This is a genomic window from Paenarthrobacter sp. NPDC057981, from assembly GCF_042886835.1.
GTDB lineage: Bacteria > Actinomycetota > Actinomycetes > Actinomycetales > Micrococcaceae > Arthrobacter.
In genome coordinates this window covers 308,200-325,352 of sequence record NZ_JBHVQI010000001.1, presented here as the reverse complement: position 1 = coordinate 325,352, position 17,153 = coordinate 308,200, and the positions used below count along the sequence as shown (strand labels likewise).

Sequence of the window (17,153 nt, the reverse complement as noted above, 5' to 3'; positions counted from 1 at the left end):
CGTCATGACCCACGATGTTCTCTCCGCCCCGGAGCGCGCTCCAATCCTCGCCAGGCTTGAAGCCTCAGGCGTACCCGTGGACTCCTCAGGCCACCGGGTGGCCGCGTACTCCTACGATGCGTCCAACTACCGGGTACCGCCCATCGCCGTCGTCTTTCCACGCACCGTGGAGGACGTCGTCGAGGTTGTTAACGTCTGCCGTGAAACGGCAACGCCGCTGATCAGCAGGGGCGGAGGAACATCGATGGCCGGCAACGCCATCGGACCCGGCATCGTGTTGGACTTTTCCCGGCACATGGACCGGATCCTGTCCATTGACGAAACCGCGGGGACCGCGGACGTCGAAGCCGGCGTCATCCTCTCCCACCTGACCCGGGAGACGGAAAAGGCGACCGGCGGCAAGCTGACCTTCGCCCCCGACCCCTCCTCGAAGAACCGTGCCACCATCGGCGGTTCCATCGGCAACGACGCCTGCGGCAACCACTCCGTACGCTACGGCCGCACCTCCGACCATGTCGCGGAGATCGATGTCATCACCACCGATGGCGCCCAGCTGACCGCTACCGCCACCGGGCTGCGGGCCACCGACCCCACCAACGCCCGCTCCGTCGCGCGTGCCTTCGAACTCGGCGAACAGCTCAAGCAACTCGCCCAGGACCACCTGGCCGCGTTCCGTGTCGAACTCGGTCGCATCCAACGTCAGGTCTCCGGCTACCACCTGGCCAACCTGCTGCCCGAAAACGGCCTGAACGTCGCCCGGGCCCTCGTCGGCACCGAAGGCACCTGCGCCGTCGTGGTGCGCGCCCGGATGAAGCTCGTCCCAAAAGCGCCCAGCGCCCTGCTGGTATGCCTGGGTTACGCGGACGTCGTGGACGCCGCCAAAGACATCGAAACCATCCTCGAATTCTCCCCAGCCGCGGTTGAAGGCATCGACGAGGCCATCGTCGACACCATGCGGATGCGCCGGGGCGAGGACTCCGTGCTCGGGCTGCCCAACGGCAAAGCCTTCCTGTACGTGGATCTGGACGGGGAGAACCTCGAAGACGTCGCCGCCGAAGCCGACCGGCTCATTGACCGGCTTGCCGCCAACGGTCGCCTCGTGGACGGCCGTGCCGTCGCGGACACCACCGAACGGGCCACCCTGTGGCGTGTCCGCGAAGACGGCGCCGGGCTCTCCTCTCGTCCTGCCAGCGGTGGAGAATCCCAAGCCGGATGGGAAGACTCCGCCGTGGCACCGGAAAACCTCGCCGCCTACCTGGCAGACTTTAGAGAATTGCTGGCCGAGTATGGCCTGACCGGCATCATGTACGGACACTTCGGTGCCGGCTGCATGCACATCCGCATCACCTACGACCTGCGCAGCGACGCAGGCCGCACCGTGTTCAGCAAGTTCACCCAGGCTGCCGCCGAACTCGTCGTCCGACACGGTGGTTCGCTCTCCGGCGAGCACGGCGACGGGCGCGCCCGCTCGGCCATGTTGCCGGTGATGTACTCCCCCGAAATGATCTCTGCGTTCGGTACCTACCGGAAGCTGTGGGACCCGGCCGGGCTGTTGAACCCCGGTTCCATCACCGAACCTGATGCCATCGAAGACAACCTTGCCCTCGAAGGGATACCGGACCGTGAATGGCGGACCCACTTCGAACTCCGGCCCGTCGAAACTGCCGCCGCAGGCGCTGACCCGTGGGTGCACGCCGTCCAAGCCTGCATCGGCGTAGGGCGTTGCCGGTCCGACGCCGGCGGCGTCATGTGCCCCAGCTACCGGGCCACCGGCGACGAAAAAGACTCCACCCGGGGACGTTCCCGCGTGCTCCAGGACATGGTCCGCGGTGCACGCAGCATCGACGAAGGCTGGAAATCAGAGGACGTCCGCGAAGCACTGGACCTGTGCCTGGCATGTAAAGCCTGCTCCAACGACTGCCCCGCCGGGGTGGACATGGCCACATACAAGTCGGAGTTCTTCTCCCACTACTACGAGGGCAAACTCCGGCCTATGTCGCACTTCTCCCTCGGCTGGTTGCCGCGCTGGCTGAAACTAACCACCCTGATCAGCCCGCTCGTAAACCTGGTCCTGGCCAGCCCACTCGGGAAAGTAGTCGCAGCCGCTGGCGGTTTGACCACACACCGGAAAATGCCGAAGTTCGCCTCCCGCGCCATGCTCCGCAAAGAACTGGCACCCTACGCGAATCCAACCACCCGGGCTGACGCTGTCCTGTTCGTTGATTCGTTCACCAAGGGTTTCAGGCCTGAAGTGGCCGGTGCGGCGGCCCGGGTCATGGAAAGCACTGACCGCACCGTCGGCTGCGAATCCGATGCCTGCTGCGGTCTGACCTGGATTTCCACCGGCCAACTGGACACCGCCAAGAAGCTCATGGGCAAAGCAGTAGCAAAGCTCGATGACGGAACCGACGCACCCATCGTCGTCATCGAACCGAGCTGCGCCGCAGCGTTGAAGAAGGATGCCCCCGAACTGCTCGGCACCGAAGCGGCCGAGCGTGTCTCCCACAGGATCCGCAGCTTCGCCGAAGCCGTGAAGGAATGGGTCGACAGCGGCTGGACACCCCCTGCCGTGCCGACAGAGGTGACCGTGCAAACACACTGTCACGAATACTCCACCTTCGGCGCCACCGTCCAACGCAAGGCCCTGGCCGCCCTCGGCGTCGCCAACGTCAACGAAGCCACCGGTTGCTGCGGCGTCGCCGGGAACTTCGGCTTCGAAGCCAACCACTACGACACCTCCATGAAGGTCGCCGAACAAGCCCTGGTACCGGCCCTGGCCAAAACAGCTGCCGACGTCCCCGTCCTCGCCGATGGCTTCAGTTGCGCCATGCAGGTCAAACAGCTCGAACCCGACCGCAAAAGCCTGCATCTTGCAGAACTCCTCGACCCCCAGACCACCCACAAGACTGAAGGATGACCATGACCACCACCGCGCAGGCCCCCGTAGGGCTGAAGACCGAACTGTTCATCAACGGACGCTGGGAAGAGCTTCCCGACCGTCCCCGCATCCAGGTGCACAACCCCGCCACGGGTGAGATCATCGCCGAAATCCCCGACGCCAGCCCCGAAGACGGACGCCGTGCAGTAGATGCCGCCAACGCCGCCCAGGACGCCTTCGCAGCCCTGTCCTCCCGTGCCCGGGCCGACATCCTCCTCAACGCACACAAACTGCTGCTGGAATCCAAAGAGGAACTCGCCACGATCATGACCGCGGAGATGGGCAAGCCCCTCGCTGAAGCCCGCGGCGAGATCGACTACTCCGCCGGCTACCTGCAGTGGTACGCCCAGGAAGGGGTCCGGGTCCAGGGTTCCCACGCCGAATCCCCCAGCGGCCGCGGACAAATCGTCCTCTCCCGCGAACCCATCGGCGTCTCCCTCCTCATCACCCCATGGAACTTCCCGCTGGCCATGGGCGCACGCAAGATCGCCCCCGCCATCGCCACCGGCTGCGCCGTCGTCGTCAAGCCCGCCGAGAAGACCCCGCTGACCATGCTGTTCCTGGCGAAGATCTTCGAAGAAGCCGGCGCCCCGGCCGGAACAATCAACGTGGTCACCACCTCCACCTCCAGCGCACTGGTCGCTCCCCTGCTCGCCGAAGGGCTCGTCCGTCACCTCTCCTTCACCGGATCCACCTTCGTCGGCTCCAAACTGCACGGCCAGTGCTCGGACCACATGATCCGCACCTCGCTCGAGCTCGGAGGCAACGCCCCGTTCATCGTCTTCGAAGACGTCGACCTGGACCAGGCCGTCACCGAGATCACCGCGGCGAAGATGCGCAATATGGGCGAGGCCTGCACCGCCGCCAACCGCGTGCTGGTGCACGAAAGCATCGCCGAGGAACTCACGGCCAAACTGGCCGAACGGTTCGCCGCCTTCCGGGTCGGCAACGGCCTTGAAGAAGGCACCGAGATCGGGCCCATGATTGATCAGACCAGCGTCGAACGGATCCAGGCCCTCGTCAACGACGCCGTCGCACGCGGCGCCGAAGTCCGCGTCGGCGGGGCCATCCACGAAGGCCCCGGATCGTTCTACCCGCCCACCGTGCTGGCGAACGTGGCCCGCGATGCCCGACTGACCCAGGAAGAGATCTTCGGGCCGGTCGCCCCCATCATCACCTTCACCGACGAAGACGACGCCGTTGCCCTCGCCAACGACACCGCCTACGGACTGGCCGGATACCTGATGACCAATGACCTCGGCCGCGCCCACCGCGTAGCACGCCGTTTGGAAGTCGGTATGGTCGGTATCAACTCCGGCATCATCTCCGACGTCGCAGCGCCGCTCGGGGGCGTAAAGGCTTCGGGCATCGGCCGTGAAGGCGGCGTACTCGGCATCGACGAGTTCCTCGAGTACAAGTACACCTTCATCCCCTACCAGTAACCACGCATCCGGAGACACCCCTCTCCGGTCAAAGGGCCCAAGGCCCGTTACGGCCCAACTGGGCCGCCCAAAAACCGCGGACCGTACCGACTGCACATGGCACTGTGTTCAACCGGTACGGTCCGCACCCATCACGAGGGAAGGACGGACCCGATGACAACCACTCAGGAAATCACCTTCCCCACCGCCCGCCCAGGAAACCTCCTGATGCGGGTCGCTCCCGCCCGCGACAACGGATACCTCGTCGCCTTCCGGGACATGGTCGAATCCCTCTCACTGCTCGGAATTACGCGCATCCGATCCCTTAAGGACGGGCTTTACATCTCCTACGACTCCCGGATCGTGGACGGGGCTGACCTTCAAGCCATGCTTGTCGCAGCGGACGCCGCCGTTCGCTTCGCCCGCGGAACCCACACTCCCCGAAACCACACCCTTCCGGTGACGTTCGAGGGACCCGGTAGCACCGATCTCTCGATGGCCGGTTTACTGCTCGATACCACAGAAACAGGGCTGATCCGCCGGATCTGCCGAACGGGCCACATGGTCTCCGCCCTGACCGCACCCGCAGCCGCGCCGGTGCTTGCCGTTACGGCCAGCCAAGGCATGTCGTCCCGGACGCCCGCGTGCGGCCCCGTGAAACCCGTCACGCCAGGGACACTCCTGCTCTCCGACGTGGGCCTGACGCTCGCGACCCAACACAGCCATAGCAATGAACTCCAAGTCGGCCGAGTCGCCGAACGCGGCGCCGCTGCGCCCCGGCTCCACATCGGTGACATCGTCAGATTTCAGCAAATACCTGCCTAGACACCCAATGCCCCCATGCAGCGAGGTCAACGTGCCTTCGCACTCGGATAGCTTTGCTCATAGATGCAGCCTATGTGTCCTCGTCAGCAGAGAGAAGCACAGGACCCATGCGCGCTTTTCGGGCATGTCAGCACGGCACCAAGCTTGTCGATGCGTGAGGGCGAGGGAACCCCCAGCAATCTGTGCCAAGCCGGCTACGTCGATCAGTAAGCAACTCGCCCGGCAGCTGCCCGCACCCGTCAAACGGTTTTGCCCGCACGTTGCGTCCACGCCCCGGCTGTGGAAAAGAGGCGCCTTCAATCCCCGATCAAGGTAGAGGCCTGGACTTGCAGGGCGTGGACCCACCTATAGCCATGCCCCTGTTGGGAACGAGGTCATGTTGCCACGAACTCAGAGAGCCAATGAAGAGGTGAATCCCCCGAAAATCAAGCCAGGAGGGGTCAAATGTTATCTGCTTTAAGTGTGGACACTGTCCACACCCCATTGGCAGGACAAACCAGAACCGACCACCACGCAACGCGCCACGGGCGAGATCGAAGCTAAAAGAAATATCCAGCGCGATTTCCGGAAAAGTCATGTCGACACCACAACTACTGCCCGTGAACAAGTGAGCGGCCAACAGGGGCCGCCGGTACCCCATAGGAAAGGACGCCGAATGACCACACAACCCAGTAAGCGGAGCGCGCACACGCCAAGACGCTGACCCCGCTCCCCCCAAACTGAACAAGCCGCACCCGGCGGCCAGGCACCACCCGGGCCAACTAATCAGAGGCACATATCAAGCTTTGTCCACACTTAAAAGCAAAAACCCCTCCGAAGAGGGGTCATGCCGTGCCCGAGGTGGGACTCGAACGCGATTCTGGGCCTTGTTATTGCTGGGAAGTCGCGGAAACATACGGAGTCCGGGCCAGTCCGGTGGCTGTACGGGCAAGTCCGGGGTAGAAGGTGTGGACATTGTCCACACCTTTCTTTTCGCTCGTGCGTTAGTCGACGGAACGACCGGCCCCTGGCTGGGGAAAGGCAAAACACTTCGCAGCAAAAGCGAAGCGCACGCTGGTTGCTCGCAGAGCCAACCGGCGCTGAGCAAGACTGTTCATCAGGTTCCCTCGCATCACCTCATCCGTTGCGTCTCCGGTCAGGTGCGAGATGACGCATAACCCAACGCGGCCCTGATGGTAGTGATCTTGGCCCCGTTAACCGCATTGAAGACGTGTCGGCTGCAGGTCAGGCCGCCTTGTAGGCCGCGAGCACTTTCGGTGATGCCGCCGCTGCTGGAGCGATCCGGATTGAATGACCAGGATTGATGCCTTGATCTATGACTCCTTTATCGGTCGCATGGGCTGTTCCAGCTCAAGGTAACGCCCGCTAGATCATCCGCGCCGCCGGGTGTGGCGCCGCCGGCCACAGCAAAGTTCGGGTCGCTCCGTCCAACGGCAACCCTGCGCTGGCACGAATTCTGCTGCCGATAGTCAGAGAGACAGCACTCCACGGAGCCTCGTATTCGTCTCGATTGTCCGTGCTCGGCTGATGACCATTCCCTGCTAGTCGGTATGCAATTACATGAGGGTCAATGGTGTCGACAGAACGGTGCCTCGGGGCAGCGAAGCCATATGGAGAACGGACGATGTGAACCCACTTCGCGATACGAGCCCTGCCTTTTCCACGGTAGGGACGCCCTACCCGCCGCTGTTCAGCTTGGTCGAATTCTGGCCAAGATGGACCAGGACCCGCGCAGCTTGACCGTGACCCGGCCAACCGACGCGCGATCAAAGTCCCCCTGAAACTTTGACGCCAACGCAGTGCCATCGGCCGCAAGCAGCTCAGGTTCGTTGCATCGAACCCATCGCGCCTAGCCAGCAATCGGATAACCATCCATTCCATTTTGACGGATTGGACGCCGTCAAGGAGCAGGAGATAGGTACAGGTCACCCCGGACTTCTGGCCGAGCAGATCCTCCTTAGGTTTCTCTATCGGCGCGTACCGCCCACGGCTCATTCTGAGGGTGATCCCTAGATCCTAGGCCTTCAGCCGCACGCCGGATCATCAGCCGCTGCAGCCTCTGGCGCTCACCTTTTCCACGGACCTCCCTGTCCACCCGAACCCCGACCGAGATGAGGCCTCAGCCAAAAGGATGACTTCCCAGCAGCAGGGAGCAAAAGAGCGGCGGACCAAAGACAAGGGAGCAGGTCATGCCCACCCGTCTTCCACGTTGGAGACAAGGGCCTGCGCTCAATGCCCGCGTTGGTTCCTGAGGTCCCGCTCCGACAAACCTCGACGGATCACCACCCGGTCTGCTTCCTGCGGCTCCCCACCTAAGAATGGACAATTAAATCCGCTTGGTTTCGCGGCACGGAGGGTAACAGTAGTGACAAATCGTCACGAAGGTTGGCATTATATCTGCAATGTGAAGTTATGTATATACTCGTACACTTTTCTTAACTGAAAAGTTAAGATAGTGTCACCACAGCGTCCGCGATAGCGGGACTCCTATCGGTCTGATACCTAGCAAGAATGGAATGACTGGAACAACATGACAGAGCCTCGCTGTGGACGAAAATGCAACATCACGAGGGCCGAATTTCTGCGGTGCGTCGAAGAAATAGCCAGGACCGCGGGTGTGTGGGAGCGTTGGAGTAAAACCGTCCGCACACCCAGGACCGTCAACTGCACTCATTGCATCGACACCAGCAAGGGGTCAAAATGACAGGTCCAGACGGGAGTACATGCCGGATTGGTGGGGATAGTTGCACACCTGGACAGCTGTATAGCGACGGCGCATGTGGCAAACACCACAGACGCATGCGGCTTTACGGAAGCTATGAGTTGTTGTGCTCGGTTGGAAAAGAAGAATGTGGACCACAAGCACGTCTACACAAGGGCATGTGCCGCCACCACAGGTTCTATGCGAACGCGACCCCCTGCATAGAGCTCGATTGTGACGTAGTCCCGACCGAGTCCGCCAACAAGTTCGTCGGAGGGCGGTGCCCCATGCACGATCAGCGCTTCCGAAAAGCACAGCAGCGTGCTCAAGAAGGCGTAAAACTTTGCCGCGTCAACATGGACTGCGGCCTTCAGAACAAGTTATATGAGGGGCTTTGCCGCAAACACTGGGCACTTTGGGATGCCTACGGGACTTTTGAACCGCCGACATGTTTGTTCGAGGGCTGTTCCGTTACCCCGGAAAATGACCCGAGCCGGGCATTCAAAGCGGGCCGCTGCAATATGCACTATTTACGGTTCACTCGCGCTATCGCCCGGGCCAACGAACTTGGAATCCGACTTTGTCCACATTGCGGCGCGGACATGTCAAAGGCACGCCGAAATTCAAAATATTGCAGCCAGAAATGCACCCAGAGTGCCAGCGCTGCCCGCAACATCGTAAGCATCCGTCTTCGAACTCGACTCGGACAGGCCCTACGAAAAGCGCTAAAACTGAACAATCCGGGTAGTCTTCCATTCTCCGTTAGTGACTGGCTCGAGTTGGTCGAACGGCTCGAGTATCGGTGCACCTACTGTGGAAGAGTCACGGAGCCAGAAAATCTTCACATGGATCACATCGTCCCCCTGCACTTCTCAAGCGGAGGGCCCCATGCCTTTCACAACATCACACCGGCATGCTCAAGCTGCAATTCCTCCAAAAAGCATCGGCCACTTCTGATCGCCTGGGCACCCCCACTCCTTGGAGGGAAACCACGGTGGGAAAAATCGGCCCCCAGAGGCAAGAAAGGAAACCCTTGGGTGCCTTCGCAGTGGCGCGACGAGAACGGTCCGCTACCCTCAGTTTGGGAGACCGCCCACGCGCACGCGGAACTGAGTAGGGCAATCCAGGTCAGCGAGGATTTCTACCGTGAGAAGAATCTTTCGGCCGCAGGTTTGAGATCCCTGCAAAGTCTAGCCAGTGGATTCAAACCTGACGACGAAGCACCAGAGCCATGCTCCGACTCGTTGTACTGACCAGGAACAAACCATCCGTCACTCGGCTAACCAACCGCCCTGGGCAGTGCAACTAGTCGCGATGAGTTTGTGGAACACGCAGGAGGTCCTAGCGATCCGTGGCGGTAATCGACAGCGCCGAAACAACGCCCGAACTGACCAACAACGAGTGGGTAAACCGGTGATCCCGGAGAGGCTCCATCGATTGGGGAGCGCTACCGAAGCTCGAATTCATCACCAGAACACTAAGGCTCAGTGCGAGGTGCGGCAGCTACATCCCCGATCGCAGCCAAAGGTAGGGACGCTATCTAGCGCAGGATGATGCCGAACTACGGACGCGGATACCCAAGGCCAGGTAGGAAAGAATCGGGCCTTTAACCATTCGCTGTCAGTGGGTCAGCCTAGGATATGCCGAAAGGAGGTAACCAATGCCGATCCACGACCCCGAGACAGCGTCAGGTGCTCCGCATGAGGACTTATGGAAAGCCATCGGCCTTCCGGGCGTCATGCGCGTCGCGAGCTACCTCACCGAAAGCCTGGCGCCGATCTACCGACTAATCGTCGACGTAATGCTCGAGCACCAGCCGCAGTTTCTAAGTGGGATCCCGCACGACCAACTCGAAATGCTGATTCGAGAGCGCCTCGCCGGGCATTTGGCCGGCGACGACCAGACCCTCGCCGCCGCCCTCGCCCCGGACACTCTCAACCTCGACAACCGCCTGGCGCAACTCGCCGGTTGGGGCGTCATCGTCATGTGGGAGGACAAGGTTCGGTCCGACGAGGACTTTACCCGGCACCGCGGTCGCTACCAGCTCTCCGAAGAAGCCGCTCATTTGCACCGAGCGGTTCGCTCTCTCGGTGCCGAGAGCAGCTCCGCAATGGCCGCGACACTGGCGCCGCCGGTCATCTCGGCCCAGCTTACACAGCTGCGCGCGACCATCGAGAGCGACCCTGCGGCCGCCGCTGCCGCGTGGGGCGTGATCACCCCAACGATGCGGAATATGTCTGAGGCCGCTAACGGCTGGCAGGCCCGCCTTGCGGCCGCCTTGTCTGGAAGCCCGGACGCGGACAAGATTGCCGCGCTCAACGACACGCTGTCCAGTTACGTGTCGATGTGGGGCGCTGGCATCGATATTTACTCTGCCGACATCAGTCGCGATGCCCGGGCAGTTCTTGCGGTCCCCGACACCGCGCTGCGGCACATCGCGCTCCACATCGCAGGGCCTGACGTTTCCGAGGACATTCTCGGACGCGTCGTCTTTGAGATCCTGGCCGTATTGGGACGCGTTCTGTCCTGGTTCGACGGCGAGACCAGCCAGGCCGGGTTGTTACGCCGGCAGATGCGCGACACCATCGTGCCGATGGTGCGCGGCAAACGCGCGCTCGCCGCGGTCGGCGGACACGTGTCAAGGCGCAACCAGTTGCTCAACCTCGCCGAACGTCTCGACTGCACCACCGACGATGACGCAGCGTGGCAGGTATGGACCACGTACACAGGTTTATTCTCAGCGCGCCATCTGGGCCAGCCCGCACCTCACCCGGGTCACGGGTCGGACGCTCTATCGTTCTGGACGGCTGACCCGGCGCCCGTCGAGGCCCGACTACGTCGGCAGGGACCCCGGTCCGGACGCAGCGGCCCCTCGCGGATTTACGACCGCAGCGCCGGCAAGCAGGCCGCCCGTCAGGCGGCCACCGAAGCCGCGCGTGAAGAAACGAGGACTTGGGAGCGGCTGCTCGCCCTGTCTGGGAACCCGCTGTCGCAGTGGAACGACATTAGCGGCAAGGTCGCGGAGCACCTGACCGAGTTCGTCATGGTCCTCGATTCCACGATCGCCGAGATACGGCGCAGCTGCGGTCATGACCCCAGGCCCGGGACAGTTGTCCGCGCTTGCACCGGTGACGGGCTGTGGGACCTCACTGCGACCGTCCCTCCGGCCGGTACGCCCGATGCGGTCGTCAAGCTGCCCGAGGGGCGGATGGTCTACCAGGACCTGACGATCAGCGTCACGCGGGCCGTCGACGCGCTCTCCCTAACGGGCAGCATCGGTACCACATCCAGCAGCAGAGGCGACATTGTCGGCAGCACGGCTGCCCATGAGCTTGTGGTCGTCGAAGAGGGGAGAAGGCAATGACGAAGGCAACCCAGCCGGTGCCTCTGGTTCCGGAATACGCGCCAGCCCAGGCGGTATCAACGAGCGAGGAGGTACAGGCGCGGCAGACTTTCCTACGGCTGCTCTGCCGACCGCTGGTGACCGCCCATATCGACACACAGCTTTACCGTGATGCCCTACGCTACGCCAAACAGATTGATGGCTACTGCAAGCGGCTGGACTACCGGCGAGCGCACCTGGGCGGAGCCATCCGGCTCGTCCGGAATCCCATCCTCGGAACAGTGATCGCCCCGCCCCGGCCAATAGATCTGCCCCCGAATCGAGTGCTCACACTCACCGCCCTGCTCGCGGCCGCGTGTGAGGAGGTAGAAGGCGGTGTCACGCTCGTAAAACTCTCCGAGCTCGTCGCCGAGCTCTCCTCCAGCGCCGACCGGCAGCTGACTCCGTATGACCCAGACCTGCTTGCTGAACGTCGTTCGCTGGTGAAGGCGGCTGCAATCCTGGAGTTCTGGGGCGTATTGCGCAAACGAACGACCCTGGTAAGTGACGTCCAGGAGTGGACCGAGACGCGCCACGGGATCGGTGCCGGCTATGACGTTGACCGCGAAGCCCTCCTGCTATTCGTCACCCCGGACACCATCGCGCTCGCCGCACATCAGCAAGCCCAGTTCGCGCACCTCCACCGACCTGACCACGTCGACGGGGACGAGCCCGCGACACGTTCCCCAATGATCGGCCCCTCCCCCGAAGAGGATTCCCCAGATGCCATTTGGGAGTCACAGCGGCAGGCGAGCCGTGTTGTCCGCCATCTGCGCACTCTGGTCGAGACCCCTGCGTTGCTGTATGCCGATCTTCCTCCGGACGAGGCCGAGCTCGCACGAGGGCAGCGTGGCCTGCGAGCCGGCGAGGCGATCGGACTGATCGGAGGATCCATCGAAGCGCGCGCCGAGGGGCTCGTGTGGATCAGCCGCGAGGACGAGTGTCCTGCGACTGTCGTGTGGCCAACCGCAAGAACCGAGTCCTGGGCGGCGCTGATGGTGGCCGATAAGGCTGGCCGCGATGGGCACCACGACGACGACGGGTTCGTTCATCTCGCCAGCTCCGAGGTCGAAGACATTCTCGAAGACCTCACTGAGTGGAAGGGGCACTTGTTCCGAGTCGACCTCCGCAACGACCCAACACAACTTCGCATCGCAGTCGAGGACACCCTGCGATGGCTTGATCTGCTTCGTACAGACGCTGACGGATCCTGGCACCTGTCACCGGTCACCGGCCGCTACCGCGACCCTGAACTCGTCGAGCCCATGCCTGGACCCGAGCAGGCAGACTTGTCCCCCGACCCCACCAGCGACTCAATTTACTTCACATCCGGCCAGGCCGACCGTGCTGATTGCGCTACCCAAACCGCATTTGACCTTCCGGAGGACACACGTGACCAGTGAGACCGCCAACAACACCGTGAATAATCCGTTCAACGGGGGAACGGTTGGCCGCGACGAGCCGCTGACCGTAAGCCCGCTCGATGGCGCATCCATCACGCTCGATCTGACAGACGACGAGACCCTGCGCGTGTGGCGGCAGGCGGCCATCAGCGGGGGCCTGCCCGAGCCAGGCCGGGACCGATGGCAGCAGCTGCGCGCCGGAGTGGTGAACATGTGGGAGTTCGATGCCGCGGAGTACTGGACTGCGGACGGACGCGCCCAGTTCGTCGGCGGCAACGAGCAGGGCAAGTCGACGATGATGACGATGACGACCCTGACCATGCTCACCGGCGACCTGTCTCCAAGGTATGTCGACACGTTCGGGGAGTCGCACCGCACCTTTCGCTACTACCTCGAGCCGACCGACGACCCGAAGGACCGACGCCCGACCAAGGACCAGCTGAACCGCGGCTGGACCTGGGTCGAGTACGGCCGCCGCGGCGAGAATGGTCCCGAGTACTTCACCACGCTGCTGTTCGTGCAGGCACGACGGACCTCCCCAACCGTGGCGAAGCACTGGATCACCCACCGCGGACCCGAACGGATCCGGGCCGGTCTGACGCTGTTGCGGGAGCAGGCGGCTGTCCCTGCCGCCGACCTACCTACCCTGCCCGGGTTGGCCCGGCACCCGAACGGCCAAGAGTACGTCAAGACCGTCGCCTCCGTCCTGTTCGGATTCACCGATCCGCAACGCCTACGCACGGTTGTGGAGCTGCTGAAGACTCTGCGCACGCCGAAGCTCGGGAACCGGCTGAACCCTTCATGGGTCGTCGACCGGATCCGGGAGGCACTCCCACCGCTGGACACCTCCGAGATCAACGAGCTCGCAGACGGATGGGACCAGCTTGGTCAGCTCGCCCAAGACCGCGATGACGCTCGCGAGGCACAGGAGGCGGTCACTGCCTATCTGCGGTCGACGTGGAACCCTTGGGCCGACGCGCTCCTCCGCCGCGCCGCCGACGACTTGGTCTCCGCAGTCACCATCCTCGACGACGTCACCCGCGAACGCAGCCGCGCAGAACAGCAGGAGAAGAAGGCCCGCGAGGAATGCGAGGCCGCCGAGGCCGCCGAACAGGAGAACGAAGCCGACCGCAGGATCACGAACAGTCGCCGCAACACCCTCATCGCATCCAGGGCCTACCACGCCGCCGCTTCGGCCGGCCGTCAGGTCGTAGATCTAACCGAGCAGGCGAAGCGTGCCCGCAAGGAAGAGGGAGAACGCGCCAAGACCGCTAACGACGCCCGGGCAACAGCCCACCAGGCCGACGCCGACTTCGGGCGCGCTCGGGGCGACCTCGAGCAGACCAAGCAGGAGCTCACCGCCCAGGTCGAGCTAGCCACGACCGCAGGCACCGGCGCCGGCCTCCCGGGCGCAGCAGCTTGGGCGGCGGCTCACGACAGCCAGCGACTGTTGACCGCCATCCGACACCGGTCCGAGCATGTCGCGCACGCCCGCCGCCGCGCCGATAAGGTCAAGGAGGCGACCAACCGGCACGAGCGCACGCTTGCCCTGCTCGCCGACGCGGAGAGACGCGAACACCAGCGCCAGGTGGCACACCAGGCCGCCGAGGGCGGCTACGAGAGCGCCGCCCAGGCGCTCTCCGACGAGCTCGAAGTCTGGGCCGCAGCCGTCAGCCAGCTCGAGCGGGTGGCACCCCCGAACGCACCGTCCCGTGAACGGTGGCTGGCCATGGTCATCTCCGCGTGCGAGCAGCCGCGGCCAGCGCAGACACTCGCGCGCCTGGTCCGTGACGAGTGGCTAACCCCAGAGCTCGAGCCAGTCACCGCCGCTGCAATCACGTCCCACAACGCCGCCGCCGCGGCCATCGACCGGGCGGAGAAACTGAACGCCGAGGCGTCGCAGGTCGAAGCCGAGCCGGTTCCCGTTCCCACCGACCCACACCTGTGGCAGCGACGCACCCGTCCGACGTCGGGGCCAGCCGGTGCACCAGTGTGGGAACTGCTCGATCCGCTCCCCCACCTCACCGACACACAGATCGCCGGCCTCGAGGCAGCACTCGCCGGCGCCGGCCTCCTCGACGCCTGGGTGACCCCCGACGGACTCTGGGCCGCTGACCGCGACGGGCACGAACAAGTCCTCACCCTCGCCACCCCATCCGATCACCCCGACGACGACCGGCTTCGGGCGGTCCTGACGTTAGCCGAGAAGGTCCAAAATGGCCAGCCGCTTGCCGCGCTAGCCAGGACCGCAGGGTGGGTGCTCGACTCGGTAATCTGGCACAAACACACCATTAAGACGGCTGACACCCGGGCTAGTGGTACTAATCATGACGGAGCTCGGGGAGCATGTGTTCACGTTGCCAGTGATGGCTCCTGGATGACGCCGACCACGACCGGACGTGCAGTCCCTTCCGCCAACGGAGCCAGCCTGCTGGGTGCGTCCGCCCGGGAAACAGCCCGTGCTCGCCGGGTCTCCGAGCTACGAGAACAGGCGCACAAGGAGCGCGAGGACGCAGAGGAGCACACCCGGAACGCCGAACGGAACCGGGAACTTGCGGAGCGGCTGCACTTGCTCGCGCAGACTGCACCCGACGACATCGCGCTTATCGATGCCGCGCGGGCGCTGGCCTCCGCAGCCACCGAGCTCGAGGCTGCAGAGCGCGACCGATACGCCAGGAACCAGACCGCCGAGGCGGCCGAGGGCGCGAAGGACCAGGCGCAGGCCGACCTCGTCGAATACGCCGCCAAGCACAACCTAATCGTGACCCGGCTCCCAGAGACTGAAACCGCACTCCACCAAGCGCGCCTCGAGGCCGACCGGCTCGGGTTCCGCGTCTCCGAGCTGGCACGCGAGCAGCGTAACGTCGACGGGAAACAGTTGCTTGCCAACCAGTTCCGTGCCGCCGCCGACGAAGCCGAACACCTCGCCCTTGTCTCCAAGTCACGACGGGAAAACCTCGACATCGCACTACAAGCAGCCGAGGACTCGCTTGAGTCCACGGACCAAGAACTGCTCGCAAACGCTGAACGGCTCGACGCCCGAATCGAGGAGCTCGAGGACGAGCGTAAGAAGCTCAACATCCGGATTCGGGACCTTGGCAGGGAAGTCGTCAAGGCCACCAGTGTCCTCGAGACCATCGAGGACAAGCGGCGCAAGGCCGAGGAATCCCGGAGCGAAAAGCTCGCCGCCTGGTGGGTCCCGGTAGACGCAGGTTTCGCCGCCGCCCGAGGCATCGACACGGAAGATGCGACCCGGACGCTGAGTGCGGCGGTGAACCAGGTCCGCGCTCTGCGCGCCGATAGGCGTCCGCCGCGCGGCTGGCCCGACACGACCGCCGGCACCGCTGGCGACAAGGAACGAGACCAGATCCTCAACCGGCTCCGCGACCGGCTCTCCGGGCAGGACCTCGTGGCCCTGAACAACACGCTGCACCGGACCGGCGGCCGGACCGCTTTTATCGAGCACGACGAGGACACCGGCCTGCCGCAAGTTCGAGTCATGGTCGACTCCTCCGGCACGACGCTCGAGCCAGCTGCAGCGGTCCGGGCGCTGGAAGCAAAGGCCGCCGAGCTCGGCGAGCTCCATGACGAGCAAATGCACGAGGTGATGCAGGAACTGCTCTCCTCGACGTTCGTCGATCACCTGCGTGGGAAGGTGAAGGAGACCGAGAAACTGATCAATGACGTCAACGTCGTACTCTCCAAACACCCGACCGGCTCGACCCGCACCGTCGTCCGGCTGCAGCGCAAAGCGGTCCCCGAGCATGTCGGCGGTTACCAGGTTCTCCAGCGCCTCCTGACCGATGGCATCGACTCCCCCGCGGTCCAGGAGCAGGTTCAGGCCTTCCTCGCAGGACAGATCCGCGCGGCACAGGACGAGGGGCATGCGACCGGGCAGGACTGGAAGGAGCTATTGGTAGACAACCTCGACTACCGCAACTGGTTCGCAGTCGTCACGGAATGGCGGGTCCTGGCGAGTGCGAAGGAGGGCGCGTCGCAGAAGTGGACCGAGCTCACCTCCGCCCGGCACGGACAGGACTCCGGTGGCGGGAAAGTGATGACGATGGTGCAGCCGCTGCTGGCCACGCTCGCGACCCTATACCAGACGTCGCCGACCTCTCCGCGGCCGCTCTGGCTCGATGAGGCATTCGACGGTCTCGACCCAGGCAACATCTCCAGCCTACTTGGCATGCTGGTCGAGTTCGACTTCGACTTCCTCCTCGCCGGCCCGAAGACCCTAGTCGCGTCCCGGCACGTGCCCTCCGCGGCCGTGTGGATGGTCAACCGGGCGCCGGCGCCGCTGCCCGGTGTAGACCTAGGCCTATGGCTGTTCGCTGGCGGCACCCAGGAGCGCGTGCCAATGGCCCCACACACCTGGGCTCCCGTCGACAGCACTACGGCCGTGCTTGCCTCGGACGATAAGAACAGCGACGGCGTCGGCTCCGCTGACGCCCACCGCCAACATCAGGGGCTGTGGGAGTGA

General features: G+C 63.9%; 7 protein-coding genes. All 7 read left to right on the top strand.

The window, feature by feature from the left end; genetic code table 11:
• Positions 1 to 4 precede the first annotated feature (4 nt).
• Complete coding sequence (locus ACFVSI_RS01455) at positions 5 to 2,917, top strand: FAD-binding and (Fe-S)-binding domain-containing protein (RefSeq protein WP_387819186.1); 2,913 nt, start codon at positions 5 to 7, stop codon at positions 2,915 to 2,917.
• Positions 2,918 to 2,919: 2 nt separating this feature from the next.
• Positions 2,920 to 4,380, top strand: a complete 1,461-nt coding sequence (locus tag ACFVSI_RS01450) for an NAD-dependent succinate-semialdehyde dehydrogenase (RefSeq protein ID WP_387819185.1) — start codon at positions 2,920 to 2,922, stop codon at positions 4,378 to 4,380.
• A 153-nt stretch (positions 4,381 to 4,533) separates the two neighbouring features.
• On the top strand, positions 4,534 to 5,184 hold the full coding sequence (locus ACFVSI_RS01445) for a carboxyltransferase domain-containing protein (RefSeq protein WP_387819184.1): 651 nt from the start codon (positions 4,534 to 4,536) through the stop codon (positions 5,182 to 5,184).
• Positions 5,185 to 7,884: 2,700 nt separating this feature from the next.
• On the top strand, positions 7,885 to 9,138 hold the full coding sequence (locus ACFVSI_RS01440; RefSeq protein ID WP_387819183.1) for an HNH endonuclease: 1,254 nt from the start codon (positions 7,885 to 7,887) through the stop codon (positions 9,136 to 9,138).
• Positions 9,139 to 9,545: 407 nt separating this feature from the next.
• The gene (locus tag ACFVSI_RS01435; protein ID WP_387819182.1) at positions 9,546 to 11,249 is read left to right on the top strand and encodes a DUF2397 domain-containing protein; all 1,704 of its coding nucleotides are present in this window, start codon (positions 9,546 to 9,548) and stop codon (positions 11,247 to 11,249) included.
• Positions 11,246 to 12,670 carry a DUF2398 family protein gene (locus tag ACFVSI_RS01430; RefSeq protein ID WP_387819181.1) on the top strand — a complete coding sequence of 475 codons (1,425 nt, stop codon included), beginning with the start codon at positions 11,246 to 11,248 and terminating at the stop codon, positions 12,668 to 12,670. The genes ACFVSI_RS01435 and ACFVSI_RS01430 overlap by 4 nt, the downstream gene beginning before the upstream one ends.
• Positions 12,671 to 13,214: 544 nt before the next feature.
• Positions 13,215 to 17,153: an SbcC/MukB-like Walker B domain-containing protein gene (locus ACFVSI_RS01425; RefSeq protein ID WP_387819180.1), complete on the top strand. Its 3,939-nt coding sequence runs from the start codon at positions 13,215 to 13,217 to the stop codon at positions 17,151 to 17,153.

What these genes read in the sequence shown, in the direction of transcription:
- ACFVSI_RS01455 (WP_387819186.1), top strand. Translation starts at nt 5, where the DNA reads ATGACCCACGATGTTCTCTCCGCCCCGGAGCGCGCTCCAATCCTCGCC.
- ACFVSI_RS01450 (WP_387819185.1), top strand. Translation starts at nt 2,920, where the DNA reads ATGACCACCACCGCGCAGGCCCCCGTAGGGCTGAAGACCGAACTGTTC.
- ACFVSI_RS01445 (WP_387819184.1), top strand. Translation starts at nt 4,534, where the DNA reads ATGACAACCACTCAGGAAATCACCTTCCCCACCGCCCGCCCAGGAAAC.
- ACFVSI_RS01440 (WP_387819183.1), top strand. Translation starts at nt 7,885, where the DNA reads ATGACAGGTCCAGACGGGAGTACATGCCGGATTGGTGGGGATAGTTGC.
- ACFVSI_RS01435 (WP_387819182.1), top strand. Translation starts at nt 9,546, where the DNA reads ATGCCGATCCACGACCCCGAGACAGCGTCAGGTGCTCCGCATGAGGAC.
- ACFVSI_RS01430 (WP_387819181.1), top strand. Translation starts at nt 11,246, where the DNA reads ATGACGAAGGCAACCCAGCCGGTGCCTCTGGTTCCGGAATACGCGCCA.